Genomic DNA, 24148 nt, shown 5'->3' with positions numbered 1-24148 from the left:
AAGGTAGACAGAATGAGTAATAAAACAATTTTTATCAATGATAGCTCTATCGTTGACCTCAGCCAGTACGGAAGTCAGGAAGAAGCGCGTTTCGTTATTAGCGGCACTGACTTGAAATTTATTTTCGCCGGCGGCCAGACGGTAAATATTGTCAATGGCGCGATGTACTCCAGCCTTGAAAACAGCAAGGTGGCTTTTGCTTTTAAAGATGGTGAGATTTCCGGTAATCAGTTGCTTAAATCTATTGATTTGAGCAACCTGGAAATTGAACGGCTTGATTCGTCCTTATCTGACGCCCGGCAGAACAACACACAACAAGAGCGTGCCGATAACAAACAAAAAGAGTATGAAAAACGCCTCGCGGACGTCAATAAAGAAGCGGAGAACATAAAGAAAGAGGCTGAAGCATTAAAGGCGGAGGCGGAAGAGGCGCAGAAAGCGGCAAAAGACGTTGAGCAGCAACTGCAGGAGTTCCTGGACAATAAAGCAAAGCAACAGGCAGCGACCAGCGGCGGCGTGTCGGCAGAATTGGGCGATGCGCAGCAACCTGCATTTCCTAAAAAGAAAAAAATGGAGGAAGAAGGGGTCGCTGAGTCTGAACGCCTTAAATTGGAAGACAGCCACTCCTCTTTTTCCTCTTCGTCGGCCAGCACTGCCGAGGGTGAAGATATTATTGTCAAGCCGTTGGATATTTCGTTGAAGCTTGATGAGCGCAGTGACAGCGGCGTGAAAAACGATAATATCACCAGCGCCGTTAACCCTGTATTTATTGGGTCTACTGAGCCTAATGCCACCGTGACATTAAAAATTGACGGCATTGTTGTCGCATTGGCGACATCAGACGGCATGGGTAACTTTGTTATTCCTGTTCCTTCTGCGCTGGCTGATGGCCAGCACACGGTGCAGGCTGATGTGGATGATGGAAAAGGCGGCAGCGGCAGTATTCAGGTGATGGTGACCATTGACACCGTGACGGACGCGCCAACGTTTGAGCTCAGCCAACAATACGCTATTCCACTGGAAGACCAGATTCCGGGGGAGAATTTAACGCGTTTTGCCCAGGCGAAAATCGAAGGCACGGCTGAGGCCAATGCCAGTATTGATATTTATGCCAATGAGACATTATTGGCGACGGTAAAAGCCGATGCTGACGGGAACTGGTCATATCAATTCAGTGAGGGGGAGCTGAAAGAAGGCACGAATGACATTGTTATTATTGCCACTGACCGGGCGGATAACAGCGCGAGTACTTCCGGCGTGATCACGCTCGACACTATCCCGCCTGAAATGCCGGAAATCCTTCTTGACGAGAGCAGTGATACCGGCATTTATTCTGACGATCTGTTAACCAACGAGATAACCCCCGGCTTCCACGGTAAAGCCGAGCCAGACTCTGTGCTTGAACTCTATGTCAACGGCTACAAAATAACTGACGTAGCGGTTGATGATAAAGGGAATTGGCATTATACCCTCGACAGCGACGTGATTTTGGCTGACGGCAATTATACTGTTCAGGTGATTGCCTCAGATCGCGCGGGGAATACGTCATCCAATCAGGTTGATATTGAAATTGACACCAATATCGATGCATTTTCCCTCCAGTTAGCGGCAGGCAATGACAGCGGTATTATGGGTGATAATTGCACCAACGTTGTTAACCCGACGTTTTCAGGAAAAACAGACGCGTTCAGCCAGCTGACGGTAAAAAATATTACTACCGGGGAAAGCATTGATATTAAGGCCGCGCAAAACGGCAGTTTTACTTTCCAATTCCCTGGGGATTCCGCGGAAGGGATAAACCAGCTGGTTATTACCGTTGTCGATGTGGCCGGTAATACCCAGGATTATGATTTCAGCTATACCCTGGATACCGTTCCTCCTGAGATCCCAACCGTTATGCTGGAAGAGTCTGTCACCTCCCGTTCAGGTGACACGCTGACATCAGACAATACGCCGCATTTACACGGCAGCGCGGAAGCCGGCAGCACGGTGACGATTTTTATCGAGGGCAAAAAATACGCCACGGTGCAGGCAGACGAGAACGGAACCTGGTCCTATGAAATAACGGCCGCGCTGAAGGACGGTGAATATAACGTGACGGTGACGGCCACCGATCTGGCCGGCAATATCTCGCTTCCTTCCGACGTCTACCCATTTACGGTAGATACCGAAACATTAATACCCGTCGCGGCCTTAGATGCCGAAGATGATGCCGGTTCCAGCAACAGTGACTGGATCACCAACCATAACGATATGCTTCAACTGCATGGTACGGCTGAGAAATATGCCACCGTGTCGATTATGCTTGATGGCCGCCTGCTGGGCACCGCCCTGGCAGATGAAAACGGGGTTTGGGCATGTGAAATAAACCCGAACCCGGCGCTGGCTGATGATGTTTATAAAGTCGGCATCATCGCCAAAGATGAAATCGGAAACGTTGCGAATTCAACCTATGATCTGGTGATCGATACCGTTACCGATACGCCGACATTAATGATCGATGCGGCGTCAGATACCGGGGTCGATGATAACGACAGTATCACCAAAGATCCCCAGCCTCTTTTTAAAGGGACGGCAGAAGCAGGGGCTGAAGTTGCTCTTTTTGTTAACGGTATAAATTACGGCAGCGCGGTGGCGGATAAAAACGGCAACTGGAGTTTCCGGGTGCCGGCTGATAAAAAATTAGCGGAGGGCGAATACAGCGTAATGGTCGTCTCCACGGATATTGCAGGTAATAGCGCAAGTTCAGTGCCCGTCCCTGTGATTATCGACCTGCATACTGACCTTCCTACGCTGAATTTAGACAGTGACAGTGGTGACAGTGCGCAAGACCACATCACTAATATCAGCTCACCGTCATTTAGCGGGACGGCTGAACCTTTCGCCAGCGTCACGGTTTATTGTGACGGCAATAATGTCGGCAAGGCCAGCGCGGATGCAAATGGCCATTGGCAATTTACGTACTCTTATTCAGACCCTCTCGCTGAGGGAAGTTATGCATTCCATGTGACGGTAATGGATGTAGCGGGGAACACCGCGACGTCAGAGAAACTCAATATCACGGTTGATACCTCGCTGAATATTCCATCTGTTGATTTGGCGGCGCACGCTGATACCGGGATATCACCAACCGACAATATCATTAATAGTAAAAACCCGGAGTTCGTGCTGAATAACGTGGATAAAGACGTTACACATGTCACGATAACTATTGATGGTGTTGATTATCCGGTAACACAGAATAACGGAAGCTGGGCATTTACTGCACCAGTCGGCCTGAGCGATGGCGAGCATGTTATTTCCGCGACAATTACCGATTTGGCAGGAAATAGTACAACGTCAGACGCGTTAATAATCACTATTGATACCGCGATAAATGCACCGGTAGTGACGTTAAGTGATGACACCGGTGTCGCCGGTGATAACCAGACCAACGACACCACGCCGGGCTTCGCGATCGTCACCGACAGCGACGTGGTCACCGTGATGGTCAGCATCGACGGCGGCGCACCGCAGGCGGCGACCCAGGATGCGGCGGGGCAATGGCACTTTGTCACGCCTTCCACCCTCAGTGATGGCGAGCATTCCCTGATCGTGACGGTCACGGATGTGGCGGGCAACAGCATCAGCGGCGAGGCGTTTGCCTTTACCGTCGATACCACCGTCAATATCCCAACCATCGATCTGAATGACGCGTCAGACAGCGGTGCCGATGTTGCGGACAACATCACCAATGTGAAGATGCCAACCTTCACCCTGAGCAATATCGATGCCGATGCGGTAACGGTGGAAGTGCTGATCAACGGCACCATTTATCCCGCCACCAAAAACGGGGAAACCTGGAGCTTCACTGCGCCGGAACTGGCCGACGGCGAGTATGACGTGCAGGTGAGCGTCACCGATGATGCCGGTAATACCGCGACCTCAGCGGCGCTGAATGTCACCGTCGATACCGCAGTGAATGCCCCGGTCATTACCCTGAGCGATGACACCGGTGTCGCCGGTGACAACCAGACCAACGACACCACGCCGGGCTTTGCGATCGCAACTGATGCGGATGTGGTCACCGTGATGGTGAGCATCGACGGCAGTGCACCACAGGCCGCGACCCAGGATGCGGCGGGGCAATGGCACTTTGTCACGCGTTCCGCTTTGGCAGATGGCGAACACGCCCTGATTGTGACCGTGACCGATAACGCCGGTAACAGCCTCAGCGGTGAGGCGTTTGGCTTCACTGTCGATACTACCGTCACGATCCCGGTTATCGATCTGAATGATGCGTCCGATACCGGGGCCAATGTTGCGGACAACATCACCAACGTGACTACGCCGACGTTTACCCTAAGCAATATCGACGCCGATGCGGTGACGGTGGAAGTGCTGATCAACGGCACGATCTATCCCGCTACAAAAACCGGGGAGACCTGGAGCTTCACCGCACCGGAACTCACAGACGGCGAGTATGCCGTGCAGGTAAACGTCACCGACGACGCGGGCAATACCGCGACCTCAGCGGCGCTGACGATCACTGTGGATACGGCGATTACTGCGCCGGTAGTGACGTTAAGTGATGACACCGGTGTCGCCGGTGATAACCAGACCAACGACACCACGCCGGGCTTTGCGATTGCGACTGACAGCGATGTGGTGACGGTGATGGTCAGCATCGACGGCGGCGCACCACAGGCGGCGGTACAAGACGCCGCGGGGCAATGGCACTTTGTGACGCCTTCGGCGCTCTCAGATGGCGAGCATAATCTGGTGGTCACCGTCACTGACAATGCCGGTAACAGCCTCAGCGGTGAGGCATTCGCCTTCACCATCGATACCACCGTCACGCTTCCGGTGATTGACCTGAATGATGTATCAGACAGCGGTGCCGATTCAGCCGACAACATCACCAATGTAACGACGCCGACGTTTACCCTGAGCAATATCGACGCGGACGCGGTAACGGTGGAAGTACTGATCAACGGCACGGTTTATCCGGCCACCAAAACCGGGGAAACCTGGAGCTTCACTGCACCAGAACTGGCGGACGGCGAGTATGCGGTGCAGGTAAGCGTCACCGATGACGCGGGCAATACCGCGACCTCAGCGGCGCTGACGATCACTGTGGATACGGCGATTACTGCGCCGGTGATTACCCTGAGTGATGACACCGGTGTTCAAGGCGACACCCAGACCAATGACACCACGCCGGGCTTTGCGATTACCACCGATAGTGATGTGGTGACCGTGATGGTCAGCATCGACGGTGGTGCACCGCAGGCGGCAGTGCAGGATGCGGCGGGCCAGTGGCACTTTGTCACGCCTTCGGCACTCAGTGACGGCGAACACTCCCTGATCGTCACCGCCACCGATGTGGCCGGTAACAGCACCAGCGGTGAGGCGTTTGCTTTTACCGTCGATACTACCGTCAATATTCCGGTGATTGACCTGGATGACGCGTCAGACACCGGCGCGAACGCGGCGGATAATATTACCCATAACATCACGCCGACCTTCACGCTCAACAACGTTGACGCCGACGCGGTAACGGTGGAAGTGCTGATCAACGGCACGGTTTATCCGGCCACTAAAACCGGGGAGACCTGGAGCTTTACCGCGCCGGAGCTGGCGGATGGCGAGTATACCGTGCAGGTGAGCGTCACCGATGATGCGGGCAACACCGCGATTTCAACATCCACAGCGGTACTGATCGACACAGCCATCAACGCGCCAGTAATTACCCTGAGCGATGACACCGGCGTAGCTGGTGACAACCAGACCAACGACACCACGCCGGGCTTTGCGATTGCGACTGACAGCGACGTCGTGACCGTGATGGTGAGCATTGACGGCGGTGTGCCGCAGGCGGCAGTGCAGGACACCGCAGGCCAGTGGCACTTTGTCACGCCTTCCGCATTGGCTGACGGTGAGCACAATCTAGTGGTGACCGTTACCGATGTGGCCGGTAACAGCACCAGCGGCGAGGCGTTCGCCTTTACTGTCGATACCTCGGTGAATATCCCAACCATCGATCTGAATGACGCCTCAGACAGCGGCGCAGACTCGGCCGACAACATCACCAATGTGAAGACCCCGTCGTTTACCCTGAGCAATATCGATGCCGACGCGGTAACGGTGGAAGTGCTGATCAACGGCACCACTTATCCCGCCACCAAAACCGGGGAGACCTGGAGTTTCACCGCGCCGGAGCTGGCAGACGGTGACTACACGTTACAAGTGAATGTTACTGATGACGCAGGTAATACCGCGACGTCAGCCGCGCTGAATGTCACCGTCGATACGGCGATTACTGCGCCAGTAATTACCCTGAGCGATGACACCGGTGTCGCCGGTGACAACCAGACCAACGACACCACGCCGGGCTTTGCGATTACCACCGATAGCGACGTCGTCACCGTGATGGTGAGCATTGACGGCGGTGCGCCGCAGGCGGCGGTACAAGATGCGGCAGGCCAGTGGCATTTCGTCGCGCCTTCAGTATTGGCAGATGGTGACCATTCTCTGATCGTTACCGTTACCGTTACCGATGTGGCGGGTAACAGCACCAGCGGTGAGGCGTTTGCCTTTACCGTCGATACCTCGGTGAATATCCCCACCATCGATCTGAATGACGCGTCAGACAGCGGTGCCGATGTTGCGGACAACATCACCAATGTGAAGACGCCAACCTTCACCCTGAGCAATATTGACGCCGACGCGGTAACGGTGGAAGTACTGATCAACGGCACGGTTTATCCCGCCACCAAAACCGGGGAAACCTGGAGCTTCACCGCGCCGGAGCTGGCAGACGGTGACTACACGTTACAAGTGAATGTTACTGATGATGCGGGTAACACCGCGACCTCAGCCGCGCTGACGGTCACCGTGGATACGGCGATTACTGCGCCGGTAGTGACGTTAAGTGATGACACCGGTGTCGCCGGTGATAACCAGACCAACGACACCACGCCCGGCTTTGCGATTGCCACCGACAGCGACGTCGTGACCGTGATGGTGAGCATTGACGGCGGTGCGCCGCAGGCGGCGGTACAAGACGCCGCGGGGCAATGGCACTTTGTGACGCCTTCGGCACTCACTGACGGCGAACACTCTTTGAGCGTCACTGTTACGGATGTGGCGGGCAATAGCATCAGCGGCGAGGCGTTTGCTTTTACCGTCGATACTACCGTCAATATCCCGGTGATTGATCTGAATGACGCGTCAGACACCGGCGCGAACGCGGCGGATAATATTACCCATGACATCACGCCGACCTTCACGCTCAACAACGTTGATGCTGATGCGGTAACGGTGGAGGTGTTGATCAACGGCACCGCGTACCCAGCCACGCTGGAGGGCGGAGTCTGGCGCTTTACCGCACCGGAACTCACAGACGGCGAGTATACCGTGCAGGTAAGCGTTACCGATGATGCGGGCAACACGGCGATTTCAACCTCGACAGCGGTGCTGATCGATACAGTCATCAACGCACCGGTGGTGACGTTAAGCGATGACACCGGTGTCGCCGGTGACACCCAGACCAACGACACCACGCCGGGCTTTGCGATTACCACCGACAGCGACGTTGTGACGGTGATGGTCAGCATCGACGGCGCTGCGCCGCAGGCCGCGACCCAGGATGCAGCAGGGCAGTGGCACTTTGTCACGCCTTCCACCCTCAGTGATGGCGAGCATAATCTCGTCGTGACTGTGACCGACAACGCCGGTAACAGCCTCAGCGGCGAGGCATTTGCTTTTATCGTGGATACCACGGTGAATATCCCAACCATCGATCTGGATGACGCCTCAGACAGCGGCGCAGACTCGGTTGATAACATCACCAATGTGAAGACGCCAACCTTCACCCTGAGCAATATCGACGCGGACGCGGTAACGGTCGAGGTGCTGATCAACGGTACGATCTATCCCGCCATCAAAACCGGGGAGACTTGGAGTTTCACAGCACCGGAACTGGCGGATGGCGAATATGCGGTGCAGGTGAGCGTCACTGACGACGCGGGCAATACCGCAATCTCTACCTCGACGGCGGTGCTGATTGATACCGCCATCAGCGCGCCGGTCATCACGCTGCTCGATGACAGCGGCGTACAGGGTGACAACCAGACTAATGACACCACGCCGGGCTTTGCGATTACCACCGACAGCGACGTCGTGACCGTGATGGTGAGCATCGACGGCGGCGCACCGCAGGCCGCGACCCAGGATGCAGCAGGGCAGTGGCACTTTGTCACGCCTTCCACCCTCGCTGACGGTGAGCACAATCTGGTGGTGACCGTTACCGATATGGTGGGTAACAGCACCAGCGGTGAGGCGTTTGCTTTTACCGTCGATACTACCGTCAATATCCCAACCATCGATCTGAATGACGCGTCAGACAGCGGCGCAGACTCGGCCGACAACATCACCAACGTCAACAATCCGGCGTTTACCCTGAGCAATATCGACGCCGATGCGGTGACGGTGGAAGTACTGATCAACGGCACGGTTTATCCCGCTATAAAAACCGGGGAGACCTGGAGTTTCACTGCGCCGGAGCTGGCAGACGGCGAGTATGCGGTGCAAGTAAATGTCACCGATGATGCCGGTAATACCGCAACCTCAGCGGCGCTGAATGTCACCGTCGATACCACCATTAATGCCCCAGTCGTCACATTAAGTGATGACAGCGGCGTAGTCGGTGACAACCAGACCAACGACACCACGCCGGGCTTTGCGATTACCACCGACAGCGATGTAGTGACCGTGATGGTCAGCATCGACGGCGGTGCACCGCAGGCGGCGGTACAAGACGCCGCGGGGCAATGGCACTTTGTCACGCCTTCCACCCTCGCTGACGGCGAGCATAATCTCGTCGTGACCGTGACCGACAACGCCGGTAACAGCCTCAGCGGCGAGGCGTTTGCCTTTACCGTCGATACCACGGTGAATATCCCAACCATCGATTTGAATGATGCGTCAGACAGCGGTGCCGATTCAGCCGACAACATCACCAATGTGAAGACGCCGACCTTCACCCTGAGCAATATTGACGCGGACGCGGTGACGGTGGAAGTGCTGATCAACGGCACGGTTTATCTCGCCACCAAAACCGGGGAAACCTGGAGCTTTACCGCACCGGAACTGGCAGACGGCGAGTATGCCGTGCAGGTGAGCGTGACGGATGACGCGGGCAATACGGCGACCTCAGCCGCGCTGACGATCACCGTGGATACGGCGATTACTGCGCCGGTAGTGACGTTAAGTGATGACACCGGTATCGCCGGTGACAACCAGACTAACGACACCACGCCGGGCTTTGCGATTGCCACTGACAGCGATGTGGTCACCGTGATGGTGAGCATTGACGGCGGCGCGCCGCAGGCGGCGGTACAAGATGCGGCGGGGCAATGGCACTTTGTCACGCCTTCGGCACTCACTGACGGTGAGCACAATCTGGTGGTGACCGTTACCGATGTGGCGGGTAACAGCCTCAGCGGCGAGGCGTTTGCTTTTACCGTCGATACTACCGTCAATATTCCGGTGATTGACCTGGATGACGCCTCAGACACCGGCGCGAACGCGGCGGATAATATTACCCATGACATCACGCCGACCTTCACGCTCAACAACGTTGACGCCGACGCAGTGACGGTGGAAGTGCTGATCAACGGCACGGTTTATCCTGCCACCAAAACCGGGGAAACCTGGAGCTTTACCGCACCGGAACTGGCGGATGGCGAATATGCGGTGCAGGTGAGCGTCACTGACGACGCGGGCAATACCGCAATCTCCACCGCGACGGCGGTGCTGATTGATACCGCCATCAGCGCGCCAGTAATTACCCTGAGTGATGACACCGGTGTCGCCGGTGACAACCAGACCAACGACACCACGCCGGGCTTTGCGATTACCACCGACAGCGACGTCGTGACCGTGATGGTGAGCATCGACGGCGGCGCACCGCAGGCGGCGGTACAGGATGCGGCGGGGCAATGGCACTTTGTCACGCCTTCGGCACTCGCTGACGGCGAGCATAATCTCGTCGTGACCGTTACCGATGTGGCCGGTAACAGCACCCGCGGCGAGGCGTTCGCCTTTACCGTGGATACTACCGTCAATATCCCAACCATCGATTTGAATGACGCCTCAGACAGCGGCGCAGACTCGGCCGACAACATCACCAATGTGAAGACGCCAACCTTCACCCTGAGCAATATCGACGCCGATGCGGTGACGGTCGGGGTGCTGATCAACGGCACCCTTTACCCGGCAACCCTTGAGGGCGGCGTCTGGAGCTTTACCGCACCGGAGCTGGCAGACGGCGAGTATGCCGTGCAGGTAAGCGTCACCGATGATGCGGGCAATACGGCGACCTCAGCGGCGCTGAATGTCACCGTCGATACCACCATTAATGCCCCAGTCGTCACATTAAGTGATGACACCGGTGTCGCCGGTGACAACCAGACCAACGACACCACGCCGGGCTTCTCGATTACCACCGACAGCGACGTGGTCACCGTGATGGTCAGCATCGACGGCGGTGCGCCGCAGGTGGCAGTGCAGGATGCGGCAGGCCAATGGCACTTTGTCACGCCTTCGGCACTCACTGACGGCGAGCATAATTTGGTGGTGATGGTCACCGATGTGGCGGGCAACAGCCTCAGCGGCGAGGCGTTCGCCTTTACCGTGGATACTACCGTCAATATCCCAACGATCGATTTGAATGACGCCTCAGACAGCGGCGCAGACTCGGTCGACAACATCACCAATGTGAAGACGCCAACCTTCACCCTGAGCAATATTGACGCGGACGCGATGACGGTTGAAGTGCTGATCAACGGCACCGCGTACCCGGCCACGCTGGAGGGCGGCGTCTGGCGCTTTACCGCACCGGAGCTGGCGGACGGCGAGTATGCCGTGCAAGTAAATGTCACCGATGATGCCGGTAATACCGCAACCTCAGCGGCGCTGAATGTCACCGTCGATACCACCATTAATGCCCCAGTCGTCACATTAAGTGATGACAGCGGCGTACAGGGTGACAATCAGACCAACGACACCACGCCGGGCTTTGCAATTACCACCGACAGCGACGTCGTGACCGTGATGGTCAGCATCGACGGCGGCGCACCGCAGGCCGCGACCCAGGATGCGGCGGGGCAGTGGCACTTTGTCACGCCTTCCACCCTCGCTGACGGCGAGCATAATCTCGTCGTGACCGTGACCGACAACGCCGGTAACAGCCTCAGCGGTGAGGCGTTCGCCTTTACCGTGGATACCACCGTCACTACCCCGGCGATCGATCTGGATGACGCCTCAGACACCGGCGCGAACGCGGCGGATAATATTACCCATGACACCACGCCGACCTTCACGCTCAACAACGTTGATGCCGATGCGGTGACGGTCGGGGTGCTGATCAACGGCATCACCTACGCAGCGACGCAGGAGGGCGGCGTCTGGCGCTTTACCGCGCCGGAACTCACAGACGGCGAGTACACTGTGCAAGTGAGCGTCACGGATGATGCCGGTAACAGCGCGATCTCCACCTCGACGGCGGTGCTGATCGATACCGCCATCAACGCGCCGGTCATCACGCTGCTCGATGACAGCGGCGTGCCGGGCGACAACCAGACCAATGACACCACGCCGGGCTTCGCCATCGCCACTGACAGCGATGTGGTGACCGTGATGGTCAGCATCGACGGCGGCGCACCACAGGCGGCAGTGCAGGATGCGGCGGGGCAGTGGCACTTTGCCGTGCCTTCGGCGCTCTCAGATGGCGAGCATAATCTGGTGGTCACCGTTACTGACAACGCCGGTAACAGCCTCAGCGGTGAGGCATTCGCCTTCACCATCGATACCACCGTCACGCTTCCGGTGATTGACCTGAATGATGTGTCAGACAGCGGGGCAGATTCGGCTGATAACATCACCAATGTGAAGACCCCGTCGTTTACCCTGAGCAATATCGACGCCGATGCGGTGACGGTGGAAGTGCTGATCAACGGCACCCTTTACCCGGCAACCCTTGAGGGCGGCGTCTGGCGCTTTACCGCGCCGGAACTCACAGACGGCGAGCACGCGGTGCAGGTCATTGTCACCGACGATGCGGGTAACACCGCAACGTCAACGGCGTTGAATATCACAGTCGATACGGCGATTACTGCGCCGGTAGTGACGTTAAGTGATGACACCGGTGTCGCCGGTGACAACCAGACCAACGACACCACGCCAGGCTTTGCGATTGCCACCGACAGCGACGTGGTGACCGTAATGGTCAGCATCGACGGCGGCGCACCGCAGGCGGCGGTACAGGATGCGGCAGGGCAGTGGCACTTTGTCACGCCTTCGGCACTCAGTGACGGCGAGCATTCCCTGATCGTGACGGTCACGGATGTGGCCGGTAACAGCATCAGCGCTGAGGCATTCGCCTTTACCGTGGATACCACCGTCACGCTTCCGGTGATTGACCTGGTGGAGGCGTCCGACAGCGGCGCAGAGAACAGCGATAACATCACCAATGTGAAAACGCCGTCGTTTACCCTGGGCAATATCGACGCCGATGCGGTAACAGTGGAAGTGCTGATCAACGGCACGGTTTATCCCGCCACCAAGACCGGGGAAAACTGGAGTTTCACCGCGCCGGAGCTGGCGGATGGCGAGTATGCCGTGCAGGTACGCGTCACCGATGACGCAGGGAATACCGCGACCTCATCGGCGCTGAATGTGACGATCGATACCACCGTCAACGCGCCGGTGGTGACGTTAAGTGATGACACCGGTGTCGCCGGTGATAACCAGACCAACGATGCGATGCCGGGCTTCGCCATCGTCACTGACACCGATGTGGTGATGGTGAGCGTGGACGGCACCGCCGCACAGGCCGCGGTGAAGGATGCGGCGGGCCAGTGGCACTTTGCCGTGCCTTCCGCCCTCAATGACGGCGAACACAGCCTGGTGGTGACCGTGACCGACAACGCCGGTAACAGCACCCGCGGTGACGCGTTCGCCTTTACCGTGGATACCACGCTGAGCATACCGACGCTCGATCTTGATGAGGCGTCAGACAGCGGCGCCGCGTCGGCCGACAACATCACCAACGTCAACAATCCGGCGTTTACCCTGGGCAATATCGACGCGGATGCCGTGAAGGTCGAGGTGCTGATCAACGGCACGGCGTACCCGGTGATGAAGACGGGTGACACCTGGCACTTTACCGCGCCGGAACTCGCCGATGGTGACTACGCCGTGCAGGTGCGCGTAACCGACGACGCGGGCAACGTCGCGACCTCGGCGGCGCTGAACGTGACTGTCGATACGGTGACGAACGCGCCGGTCATCACGCTGATGGATGACTCCGGCGTAGTGGGCGATAACCAGACCAGCGATACCACACCGGGCTTCGCCATCATCACCGATACCGATGTGGTGACGGTGATGGTGAGTGTGGACGGCGGCGCGGCGCAGGCCGCGGTGCAGGATGCGGCGGGCCGGTGGACGTTTGCCGTGCCGTCGGCGCTCACTGACGGGGAGCACACCCTGGACGTGACCGTCACGGACAAGGCGGGCAACAGCACCCAGGGCGCGGCTTATACCTTTACCCTCGATACCTTGGTCAGCGTGCCGGCCATTGACCTGAACGAGGCGTCAGACAGCGGCGCGGCGAACAGCGATAACATCACCAATGTGAAAACGCCGTCGTTTACCCTGAGCAATATTGACGCCGATGCGGTCACGGTCGAGGTGCTGATTAACGGCACCGCCTACCCGGCGACGCGCGAGGGCGGCGTCTGGCGCTTTACCGCACCGGAACTCACCGATGGCGATTATGCCGTGCAGGTAAGCGTGACGGATGACGCGGGCAACACCGCGACGTCGGGCGAACTGACCTTTACGGTGGATACGGAGGTTGCCCCGGTCACGCTGGCGCTGGTGGCCGAATCAGACACCGGCAGCAGCGTCACTGACGGCGTTACCCGTGATACCACACCGGCCTTCACCTTTGGCCAGTTGCCGGAGGATGCGGCCGGCCTGACACTGGTGCTGAGCAATGGCGCCGAGTATGAGATCGACCTGAGTGCGGGGCGCGCCTTCACGCTGCCGGCCGCCCTTGAGGACGGCACCTATACGGCGACCGCGATCATCACTGACATCGCGGGCAACACCGCCACCAGCACCCTTGGTTTTACGGTCGATACCCAGCTGACCGTGCCGGTGATTGAGCTGGCGCAGAGTTCAGACAGTGGGATGAGCGCGCACGATAATGTCACCCGTGACACTACCCCGGCGTTTGTCCTGAGCAACCTCGATGCGGACGTGGTCAAGGCCGAGGTGCTGATCAACGGCATCGCGTACCCGGCCACGAAGGCCGGTGACAGCTGGCACTTTACCGCGCCGGCGCTGGTGGACGGCGACTACACCGTCCAGGTCCGGGTCAGCGATGTGGCGGGCAATACCGCCGATTCTGCGCCGCTGAGTGTGACCATCGATACGGTCACCCATGAACCGGTGATCACGCTGAGTGATGACTCCGGTGTCGCCGGTGACAACCAGACCAACGACAAAACCCCGGGTTTCGCGATTGCCACTGATGCCGACGTGGTGACGGTGATGGTCAGCGTAGACGGCGGTGTGCCGCAGGCGGCCGTGCGTGATGCGGCGGGCCAGTGGCACTTCACCGTGCCTGCTGAACTGGCGGATGGCCAGCATAAGGTGACGGCCACCGTCACCGATCTGGCGGGCAATACCCACCATCAGTCGCTGGACTTCACGGTGGACAGCACCCTGTCACTGCCGACCCTGGCCCTGAACAGCCAGGATGACACCGGGATCAGCAACAGCGACAGCCTGACCAATAACACCCAGCCTGCCTTCCGCATCGGCAACCTGGATGCGGATGTGGCAGCGATCACCCTGACGGTGGACGGCAAAACCTGGCCGGTGCCGGTCTCCCAGGGCACGGCAACCTTCACCCTGCCGGAAAGCCTGGCTGACGGCACCTATACCGTACAGGTCACGGTGACGGACGATGCGGGCAACGTGCGCATCGTGACCCTGCCGCTGGAGATTGACACCCAGACCCGCGTTGACGGCATCGTGCTCAATGATGACACCGGCACCCTTAACGACTGGATGACCAACACCACCGGGCCGCAGTTCACCATTACCGCCCCGGACGATGCACAGGCTGTCATGGTATCCGTGGATGGCGGCGAGGCGATTCAGGCTGTCTATGGTGAGCAGGGCTGGGTGATTGATCTGCCGCAGGGGCTGGCGGAGGGGGAACACACCCTGACGGTAACCGTCACGGATAATGCCGGGAACACCGCCACCCAGGATCAGGCCTTTACGGTGGATACCACGCTGGCACCGCTGGTGGTCGATATGCTGAGCCAGGATGATTCCGGCGTCGCAGACGACAATATCACCAACGAGACGATGCCGCGCTTCGCCCTGACCGGCGTGCCGGAGGATGTGCTGAGCGTGTTTGTCACCCTGAACGGCGTCAGCTACCCGGTGACGGCACAGTCTGACGGCAGTTGGATCTTTACCCCGCCGGCGGGCCTGGCGGACGGCAATTACCAATTGCTGGCCGTGGTGAATGACCAGGCCGGCAATCAGCGCACCACCGCCTTTGACTTCGTGATTGACACCTCGGTGTCTGTGGACCTCATCACGTTGCAGAACGATACGGGCATTTCCGCGGTGGACAACATTACCCATGCGGAGCAGCCGAAATTCAGGGTGACCACGTCAGACGATGTGGTGTCGATGACGGCCACCCTTAACGGTATGGCGTGCAGCGTCACGAAAACGGCAGACGGCGAATGGTCTGTGACCTCGCCGGTATTGAGCACCTCTGGCGACTATACGCTGGTGGTGCAGGTGACGGATGTCGCAGGCAACGCCTCAACCGCCTCGACAGTGATCACGTTCGACAACCAGTTGTCCCAACCGGTGGTCGCCTTCGCACCGGGGGATGACACCGGGGCCGACGCCGCCGACCACCTTACCGGCAAGAACCGCCCTGGGTTTGTTATCAGTAATATTGATGATGACGTCGTCAATATGACGATTATGCTGGACGGCAAAACCGTGCAGGTCAAACAGGATGGCACAGGCAACTGGGTGTTCACCCCTGATCAGCCATTGAGTGACGGCAGCTACACGATGGTGGTGAATGTCACCGACCGGGCCGGCAATACCCACAGCCAGGATTTCACCTTTGTGGTCGATACCACCGTGTCGAAGCCGGTTATCACCCTGGTGGCGCAGTCTGACACCGGTGACAGCCAGACCGACCGCCTGACAAATGACACGAAGCCGCAATTCAGCTTCAGCAATATTGACCCGGATGTGTACACCCTCCAGGTGGTGCTGAACGGCATCACCTATGACGTCGCGAAAAATGCGCAGGGTGAATGGCAGTGGACGGCGCCGGAGCTGGCGGCAGGCAGCTATACGTTAACGGCGATCGTCACCGATAAAGCCGGCAACCTGAGCACGCAATCCCTGAGTTTTGTGGTGGATACCTTTGTACGCATTGACGGTATTGAGATGTCTGAGGATACCGGCTATTCCGGCAGCGACCACCTGACCTCTGATACCCGCCCGGCGTTTACCGTCCGGGTGGCGGACGACGTTTCCCACGTCTATGCCTCGCTGGATGGCGGGGCGCGGGTGTCCTTGACTAAACATAATGGGAAATGGGTCTTTAACTGCCCGGAAGCCCTGCCGGACGGCGCGCACTCCCTTGCCATTGAGGTCAACGATAAGGCGGGGAACAGCGCGACCCAGCATCTTGATTTTGTCGTGGACACGACCCTGGTACCGGTGACCGTTGATCTGCGTGATCCGGATGATTCCGGCATCAGCGAGGTGGATAACTACACCCGCACCACTCAGCCGATGTTTGTGTTTACCGGCATTCCTGCGGATGCACACAGCCTGACCGTGCGCCTGGGCGGCCAGACCTATACGGTGAACCTCTCGTCAACGCCGGTGAGCTTTACGCCGCCGGCGGCGTTGCAGGACGGTGCCTATACGCTGGAAGTGCAAGTCACGGACAAAGCGGGCAATGTCAAAGACTCGGCCATCGCGTTCACCATTGATACGCAAACCGCCGTCAGTGTCGATTTTGCCGTCGGGGATGATACCGGGCGCTCAGACAGTGATAACTGCACCACCCAAAATATGCCGACCTTCAACATTACCGTGCCGGAGGATGTGGTCACCGTGATGCTGGTGCTCGACAACGGCGCACAAACGCCGGTAGTGAAGGACGCGACCGGCAAGTGGCAATTTACCGCGCCGGCGCTCGCGGATGGCCACCATACTCTGGTGGTGTCCGTTACCGACAAAGCCGGGAATACCGCCCAGACCTCGCTGGACTTCACGGTGGATACCACCCTGAACATTCCGCAGATTGCGCTGGCGGACGATACCGGTTACCTGAACAACGACAACCTGATCAACGACGCCACCCCCAAATTCACCATCAGCAATGTGGAGAGCGACGTATGGTCAGTGACGGTGCTGCTGAACGGGAAGTCCTACCAGGCAGAGAAAGTGAACGGCGGATGGGCGTGCCAAATCCCGGATACTGACGCCCTGGAGGACGGGCAGCATACCGCCACCGTCAGGATTGAGGATCAGGCCGGCAATACCCGGTTCAATACCCTTGATTTCATTGTCGATACCCAGTGCCCGCCACCGGAGGTCAGCCTGCGGGAGATGGACAACAGCGGGGATGCCGGTGACAACGTCACGAATGTGACGCAGCCGCGCATCATCATCAACAACGTGCCGGACGATATTTACCAGGTCAGCGTGTCATTGGGCGGCAAAACCTGGCAGGCAGACCCGCAGGCCGGTTACTGGGATATTCCCGATGCGCTGGAGGACGGCACCCACGCAATCGTGGTGTCCTATACCGATAAAGCCGGGAACAGCAGCAGCACCACCTACAGTTTTGTGGTGGACACCCAGGTGCTTTCACCGGGCCTGGCGCTGCTGGACGATACCGGCAGCAATGTGACCGATAACCTGACCTGCGTCACGGCACCGAGGTTTGAGATAACCGCCGCGGAGACGCTGGTGGCGGTGAACGCGACGCTGAATGGCGTCACTACGGCGGTAACACCCGAAGACGGGCGCTGGATCTTTACGGCGGAAACCCTGGCCGACGGCAGCTATACCCTTCAGGTTGAGCTGATCGACATCGCGGGTAACCGGTCGGTTGAGGTGCTGACGTTCACAGTGGATACGCAGATCCCGGTGCCGGTTATCGACATGCAGGACGCGAGTGACAGCGGCATGTCAGCCACAGATAACATCACCAATCAGCCGCAACCCCTCTTCGTTATCAGTAACGTCCCGGAGGATGTGGATTCGGTCAGGGTTGAGATTAACGGCACCAGCTACCAGGCAACCTTTGACGGCGTGCAATGGACAGTCCAGCCAAACAGCCTGCCGGACGGTGAACACACCGCCACCGTCACGGTAAGGGACAAGGCGGGCAACCAGGCAGAAAGCAGCGTCTCGTTAGTGGTCGATACCCAAATTCTCCTCTCGGTGGAGATGGAAACAGCCTCAGACAGCGGCGTATCGCAAACCGACCAGCTGACCAACGACACCACCCCAGGTTTCCACGGGAAAACCGACAGCAATGCGCATCTGGTCATGACCATAAAAGATGTGAACGGCCTGGTCGTGCAGACGGTAGAACAGGATGCCGATGGGGAGGGGAACTGGGTCTTTACGGCGGCCGGACTGGTTGACGGCCCTTACACCCTCAACGTGATGGCCACAGATGTCGCGGGCAACAGCATTGAGCAAAATGTCCGCTTTACCATCGACACCAAAACCGAGGCACCGACGGTGGGGCTGGCACAGTCAGAGCCGGATAACTCCCATGAGGCGCTGAACCTGGCACCGGAATTCAAAGGGACGGCGGAACCGGGTGCGACGCTGACGATCAGAATTGACGGCAATGTGGTGGCCAGTATCACGGCCTCCTCAAGTGGTGCCTGGGCCTGGACGCCGCCGGGTTCGCTGCTTTCCGGTGACCATGTGATTGCGGTCACGGCCACCGACCGGGCGGGGAATACCTCACCGGAGACCTCGTTCGGCTTCATTATCCCGGTGATTGACCTGGATCCGCCGACCATCACGCTGACCAGCGATACCGACAGCGGCGCGCTGGGTGACTTTATCACCAACAGTGTGAAACCGACCCTCACCGGGATCACCCTGCCGGGTGTCACCGTCACCATTTATGTGAATAACGTGGCGGCAGGCCAGGTGCAGAGTGACTCCACCGGCCGTTACACCTTTGCGCTGCCGGTGCTGGAGGAGGGCACCTACAACGTCCAGGCGGCGATCATTGACCCGAACACGTTACAGGAGCTGCGTTCAGACGGCAGCCAACTGGTGGTGGATACACACGTTGCAGCGCTGGACTGGGCGATGTCAGGGGCGAAAGAGGGTTATGTCAATGACAGTACGCCCACCCTGACCGGCTCGACGGAGCCGGGCGCGCAGATAAAAATCTTCGTGGATGGCCAGTATGTGATTGAAACCCATACCTCCAGCGAGGGGAGCTGGACGGTCACCTTACCGGCGATCACCGGCGAAGGCGAACACCGGATCCACTTCGAGATCACGGATCTCGCCGGGAATACGGTCACGACGCCGGCGGAAACCTTCATCCTGGATACCTATATCTCCACGCTGACGATAAACCTGGATGATGCGGATGATACCGGGCGCAGCACCACTGACCTGATCACCAATAAAACCCAGGTGCAGTTGGAAGGGATAGCCGAGGCCGGGTCGACCCTGACCCTCTCGCGTGCTGACGGGACGTTCGTGGCAGACGTTATGGTCGCGGAAGACGGCACCTGGCATTACACCGTTGATCTGAAAGAGGGGGCTAATGGGTTTATTGCCCTGGCGGAGGATAAAGCCGGTAACAAAACCCAAAAAGACCTGGTTATCCAGTGCGATACGCAAAACAGCCTCTCGGACGTGGCGCTGGCCCGCAGCAGTAACAGCGGCGATGCCTACGACCTGGTGACGAACGATACCAGCCCGACCCTGTCGGCCATGACCGATCCGGGCGCGTCAGTGGATATCTATATCGACGACGTGAAAGTGGCGACCGTGATGGCGGATGCCTCCGGCGCGGTCAGCTATACCCTGCCGGAAAGCGTTGACGGCAGTTACGCGGTGCGGTTCGAGTCCACGGACATGGCGGGGAACACCGCCACCAGCGCCACGTCAGTGGTGGTGATTGACAGTGCGGTGGTGGGCTTTGATATGGCGGCACCGCCTGAGCTGAGCAATAAGCAGTCGATTAAACTCACCGGGACCGGCGAGGCCAACGCGACGGTGACGGTGAAAGTCAACGGCGAGATCATCGGGTCGGCCACGGTCGATGCGGACGGCAACTGGAGTATGCCGGTCGGGCTGGGCAAAGACGGGGAGTACGTCATTTCCGCCACCATGACCGACATCGCAGGCAATCAGGCCTCCACGCAGGATTACCACCTCACGCTGGACACGGTGACCAACTACCCGACGCTGAAACTCGATGAGGAGAGCAACTCCGCCTCGAAAAGTGACAACATTACCCGGGACAACACGCCGCGCTTCCACGGCACGGCGGAAGCCGGGGCGACGGTCAGCATCCTGGTGGATGAAGTGGTGGTCGCGACAGTCACCGCCGATGCGAACGGCCTCTGGGCCTGGGAACCGGCCGAGCCGATGAAGGATGGGGAGTACTCCCTGCGCGTGACGGCGGAAGACCAGGCCGGAAACACGGCGGATTCCGCCCGCATTCTGGTGACCATCGATACCGCCACCGCTATCCAGATTAACGGCATGGACAGCGACAACGGCCTGTTCAGTAACGACAGCGTGACATCCAGCGCCCGGCCGAGATTTGATATCACCGGCGAGAAAGGGCAGTCGGTGACGGTTTACATTGACGGTAAGTATGTTGAAACCTTTACGCTGGCCACTGCCGATGCGAAATATACCGTGCCGGACGTGCTGCCTGACGGTTCACACTCCCTGCGCTTTGAGATAACCGATGCGGCCGGGAACACGGCGGCTTCGAATATCAAAAACTTCGTGATTGATACCGTCAATACCACGCCGATTGAGCTGACGGGCATCAACGGCGAGTCTGTTGAGAGTATCACCCACAACGGCGTGATTTATCTTTCAGACCTGAGCCGCAACGCCACATTGACCGGGCAGGCGGAAGCCGGCAGCAAGATGACGATTCTGGTCAACGGGCTGACCGTCACCGAAGCCTGGGCAAATGCTGACGGCGTCTGGAGTGCGGATATTCCCCAGATGGTGCTGCGTGACGGCGAGATGCATTTCAAATTCATCTCCAGGGACCGGGGCGGGAATGTGAATGAGGCCACAATGACCATTGTGGTGGATACCCGGATCACCACGTTCAGCGTGGATGTTCAGGATAATAAATCGTTGGCCGCGGATAAATGGGCGCTGAGCACCACGACGCCGACCTTCTTCGGGCGCGGTGAGGCGGGGGCCACGGTGACGCTGTTTGTTGCCGGTATGGCGATGGCCTCGGCAGTCGTGGGGCAGGATGGGCTCTGGACAATGACCGTGCCTGAGCTGGCCGACGGCACCTATGCGCTGAGCTTTACCATTGCAGACCCGGCAGGCAACACCCAGACGATCGTGCATAACGCCGTCATTGATACCCAGGGCCCGGCGGCGCCGGTGGTGGATAACTCGCTCTACCTCGATGCCAATGGCCTGTGGGTGATGTCCGGCAAAGGGGAAGCGGGCAGCAGGATCCTGATCAAAAATCAGGACGGGGAGGTTATCGCCAGCGCGGCAGTGGACAAGTACGGCAACTGGAACGCGGTCTTCACCTACCCGGAGACCGGTAAAGCCAGCGTGCAGGCGGAAGATGCGGCGGGCAACCTCAGCCCGGCGGTGCAGTTCGATATTATGCGCTCAGTGCCGGGCCTGGCGCTGGATACCGCCTCTGACGGCGGGCGGGTGGGGGATAAACTCACCAACGATGCGACACCGACCCTGATCCTGGGGAATATCGAAAGCGATGTCACCCAGGTGGTGGTGACGGTGAACGGCCAGAGTTACCACGCCGCGAAAAATGAGGCCGGCACCTGGACGCTGACCCTGGGCGAGGCGCTGCCTGACGGCACCTGGCCGGTCACCGTCACCGTGACCGATGGCGCAGGCAATACCCAGTCCGCCACGGTGTCGCTGGTCATCGACCAGACGCTCGCCGCACCGGTGGTGACGCTTGAGGGCGATGCAGAGGGGGATTTCATCACCAGCAAGGCGGCCCCGGTGCTGTTGCTGAGCAACATTGACGCGGATGTGACCAGGGTGGTGGTGACCGTGAATGAGGTCGACTATGAGGTCGTCCAGGCGGACGGCGTATGGCGACTGGCGTTGACGGAACCGCTGGCCGAAGGCAGTTGGCCGGTGACGGTGACGGTGACCGATGCGGCGGGCAACACCGCGACCACCACCACCTCGCTGGTGATTGACCAGTCCACCTCCGCGCCGGGCGTGGCGATTGAAGGGGATGCCGGGGGTGACATGCTTATCAATACAGCAACCCCGACGTTGCTGTTCAGCAACATCGATGCGGACGTGACGCAGGTAGCGGTTACGGTGAATGGGGCAACCTGTTTCGCCACCCAGACCGACGGGGTGTGGCGCCTGACGCTGCCGGAGCCGCTGGGCGAGGGCACCTGGCCGGTGACGGTGACGGTGACCGATGCGGCGGGCAATACTGCCTCCACCGACACCGCGCTGGTGGTTGACCTGTCCGTCAGCGCGCCGGAGGTGGCCCTTGAAGGGGATGCCGAAGGGGATTTCATTACCAACAAGGCGACGCCGACGCTGCTGCTCAGCAACATTGATGCGGATGCCACGCAGGTGGCCGTCACGGTGAATGGGGCGACCTGTTTCGCCACCCAGACCGACGGGGTGTGGCGCCTGACGCTGCCGGAGCCGCTGGCCGAAGGCACCTGGCCGGTGACCGTGACGGTGACGGATGCGGCGGGCAACACCGCCTCCACCACCACCGCGCTGGTGATTGACCAGTCCGTCACTGCGCCGCGGGTGGCGGTTGAAGGGGATGACGGGGGTGACATGCTTATCAACACCGCGACGCCGACGCTGCTGTTTGACAACATTGACGCGGATGTGACGCAGGTAGCGGTCACGGTGAATGGGGCGACCTGTTTCGCCACCCAGGCTGATGGGGGGTGGCGCCTGACGCTGCCGGACGCGCTGGCCGAAGGCACCTGGCCGATAACCGTGACGGTGACGGATGCGGCGGGCAACACCGCCTCCACCGACACCGCGCTGGTGATTGACCAGACCCTGTCACAGCCGGGCGTGAGCGCCGGCGCGGATCCGGACGGTAACCACATCATCAACGACACCACGCCGGGCTTTGTGTTTACCGATGTCGACGCGGATGCCGACAGCGTGACAGTCAGCCTCAACGGCAATGCGTACGATGCCGTGAAAAATGAGCTTGGCGAGTGGACGTTCAGCCCGCTTGAGCCGCTGGCAGACGGCGACTATCATTTGGTGATCACCGCGACCGACAAGGCCGGTAATCAGGCCACCAGTGAGCCTTATGACTTTAGGGTGGATACCCGGATTGAGGCGTTTGATGCGCAGTTAGTGGCCAACCGGGCCGATCAGCCGGATGAGTGGCGCTGTGAAAGCAGCACCCTGGGCCTGCGCGGCCACGGCGAGGCCGGGGCAACAGTCTCTGTCAGTCTCGATGGCGGTGAAGCGGTAACGCGCCTGGTGGATGAAAATGGCCAGTGGTCGGTAGAACTGAATGAGGTGGCCGACGGCACGCACGCCCTGGTGCTGAACATTGTGGATACAGCAGGCAACAGCCAGCGCATTGAACACAGTGTGACGGTAGATACCTCCTCACCCAAATTAATGGCATCGATGCAGGAAGCGCCGGAAGAGAGCGGTCCCGCGTCCGGCGGCCACCCCCATGCTGCTGCCGTAGCGGGCGCAGACATGATGGCCGGTTCAATGGAGATGTCCCACCAGGATGATCAGCACGCTGATTATTAATAACTGATATGCCCCTGCTGTA

General features: G+C 59.0%; 1 protein-coding gene. It reads left to right on the top strand.

Annotated elements, in window-relative coordinates; genetic code table 11:
• The first annotated feature begins 12 nt into the window (after positions 1-12).
• The gene (locus JK232_RS00405) at positions 13-24126 is read left to right on the top strand and encodes an Ig-like domain-containing protein (RefSeq protein WP_212588634.1); all 24114 of its coding nucleotides are present in this window, start codon (positions 13-15) and stop codon (positions 24124-24126) included.
• Positions 24127-24148: the final 22 nt, after the last annotated feature.

The sequence above is a fragment of the Nissabacter archeti genome (assembly GCF_018257325.1).
Taxonomy (GTDB): Bacteria; Pseudomonadota; Gammaproteobacteria; order Enterobacterales; family Enterobacteriaceae; genus Chimaeribacter; species Chimaeribacter arupi.
Note: the sequence above shows the minus strand (reverse complement) of the source record. Positions and strands in the feature narration are given on the sequence as shown.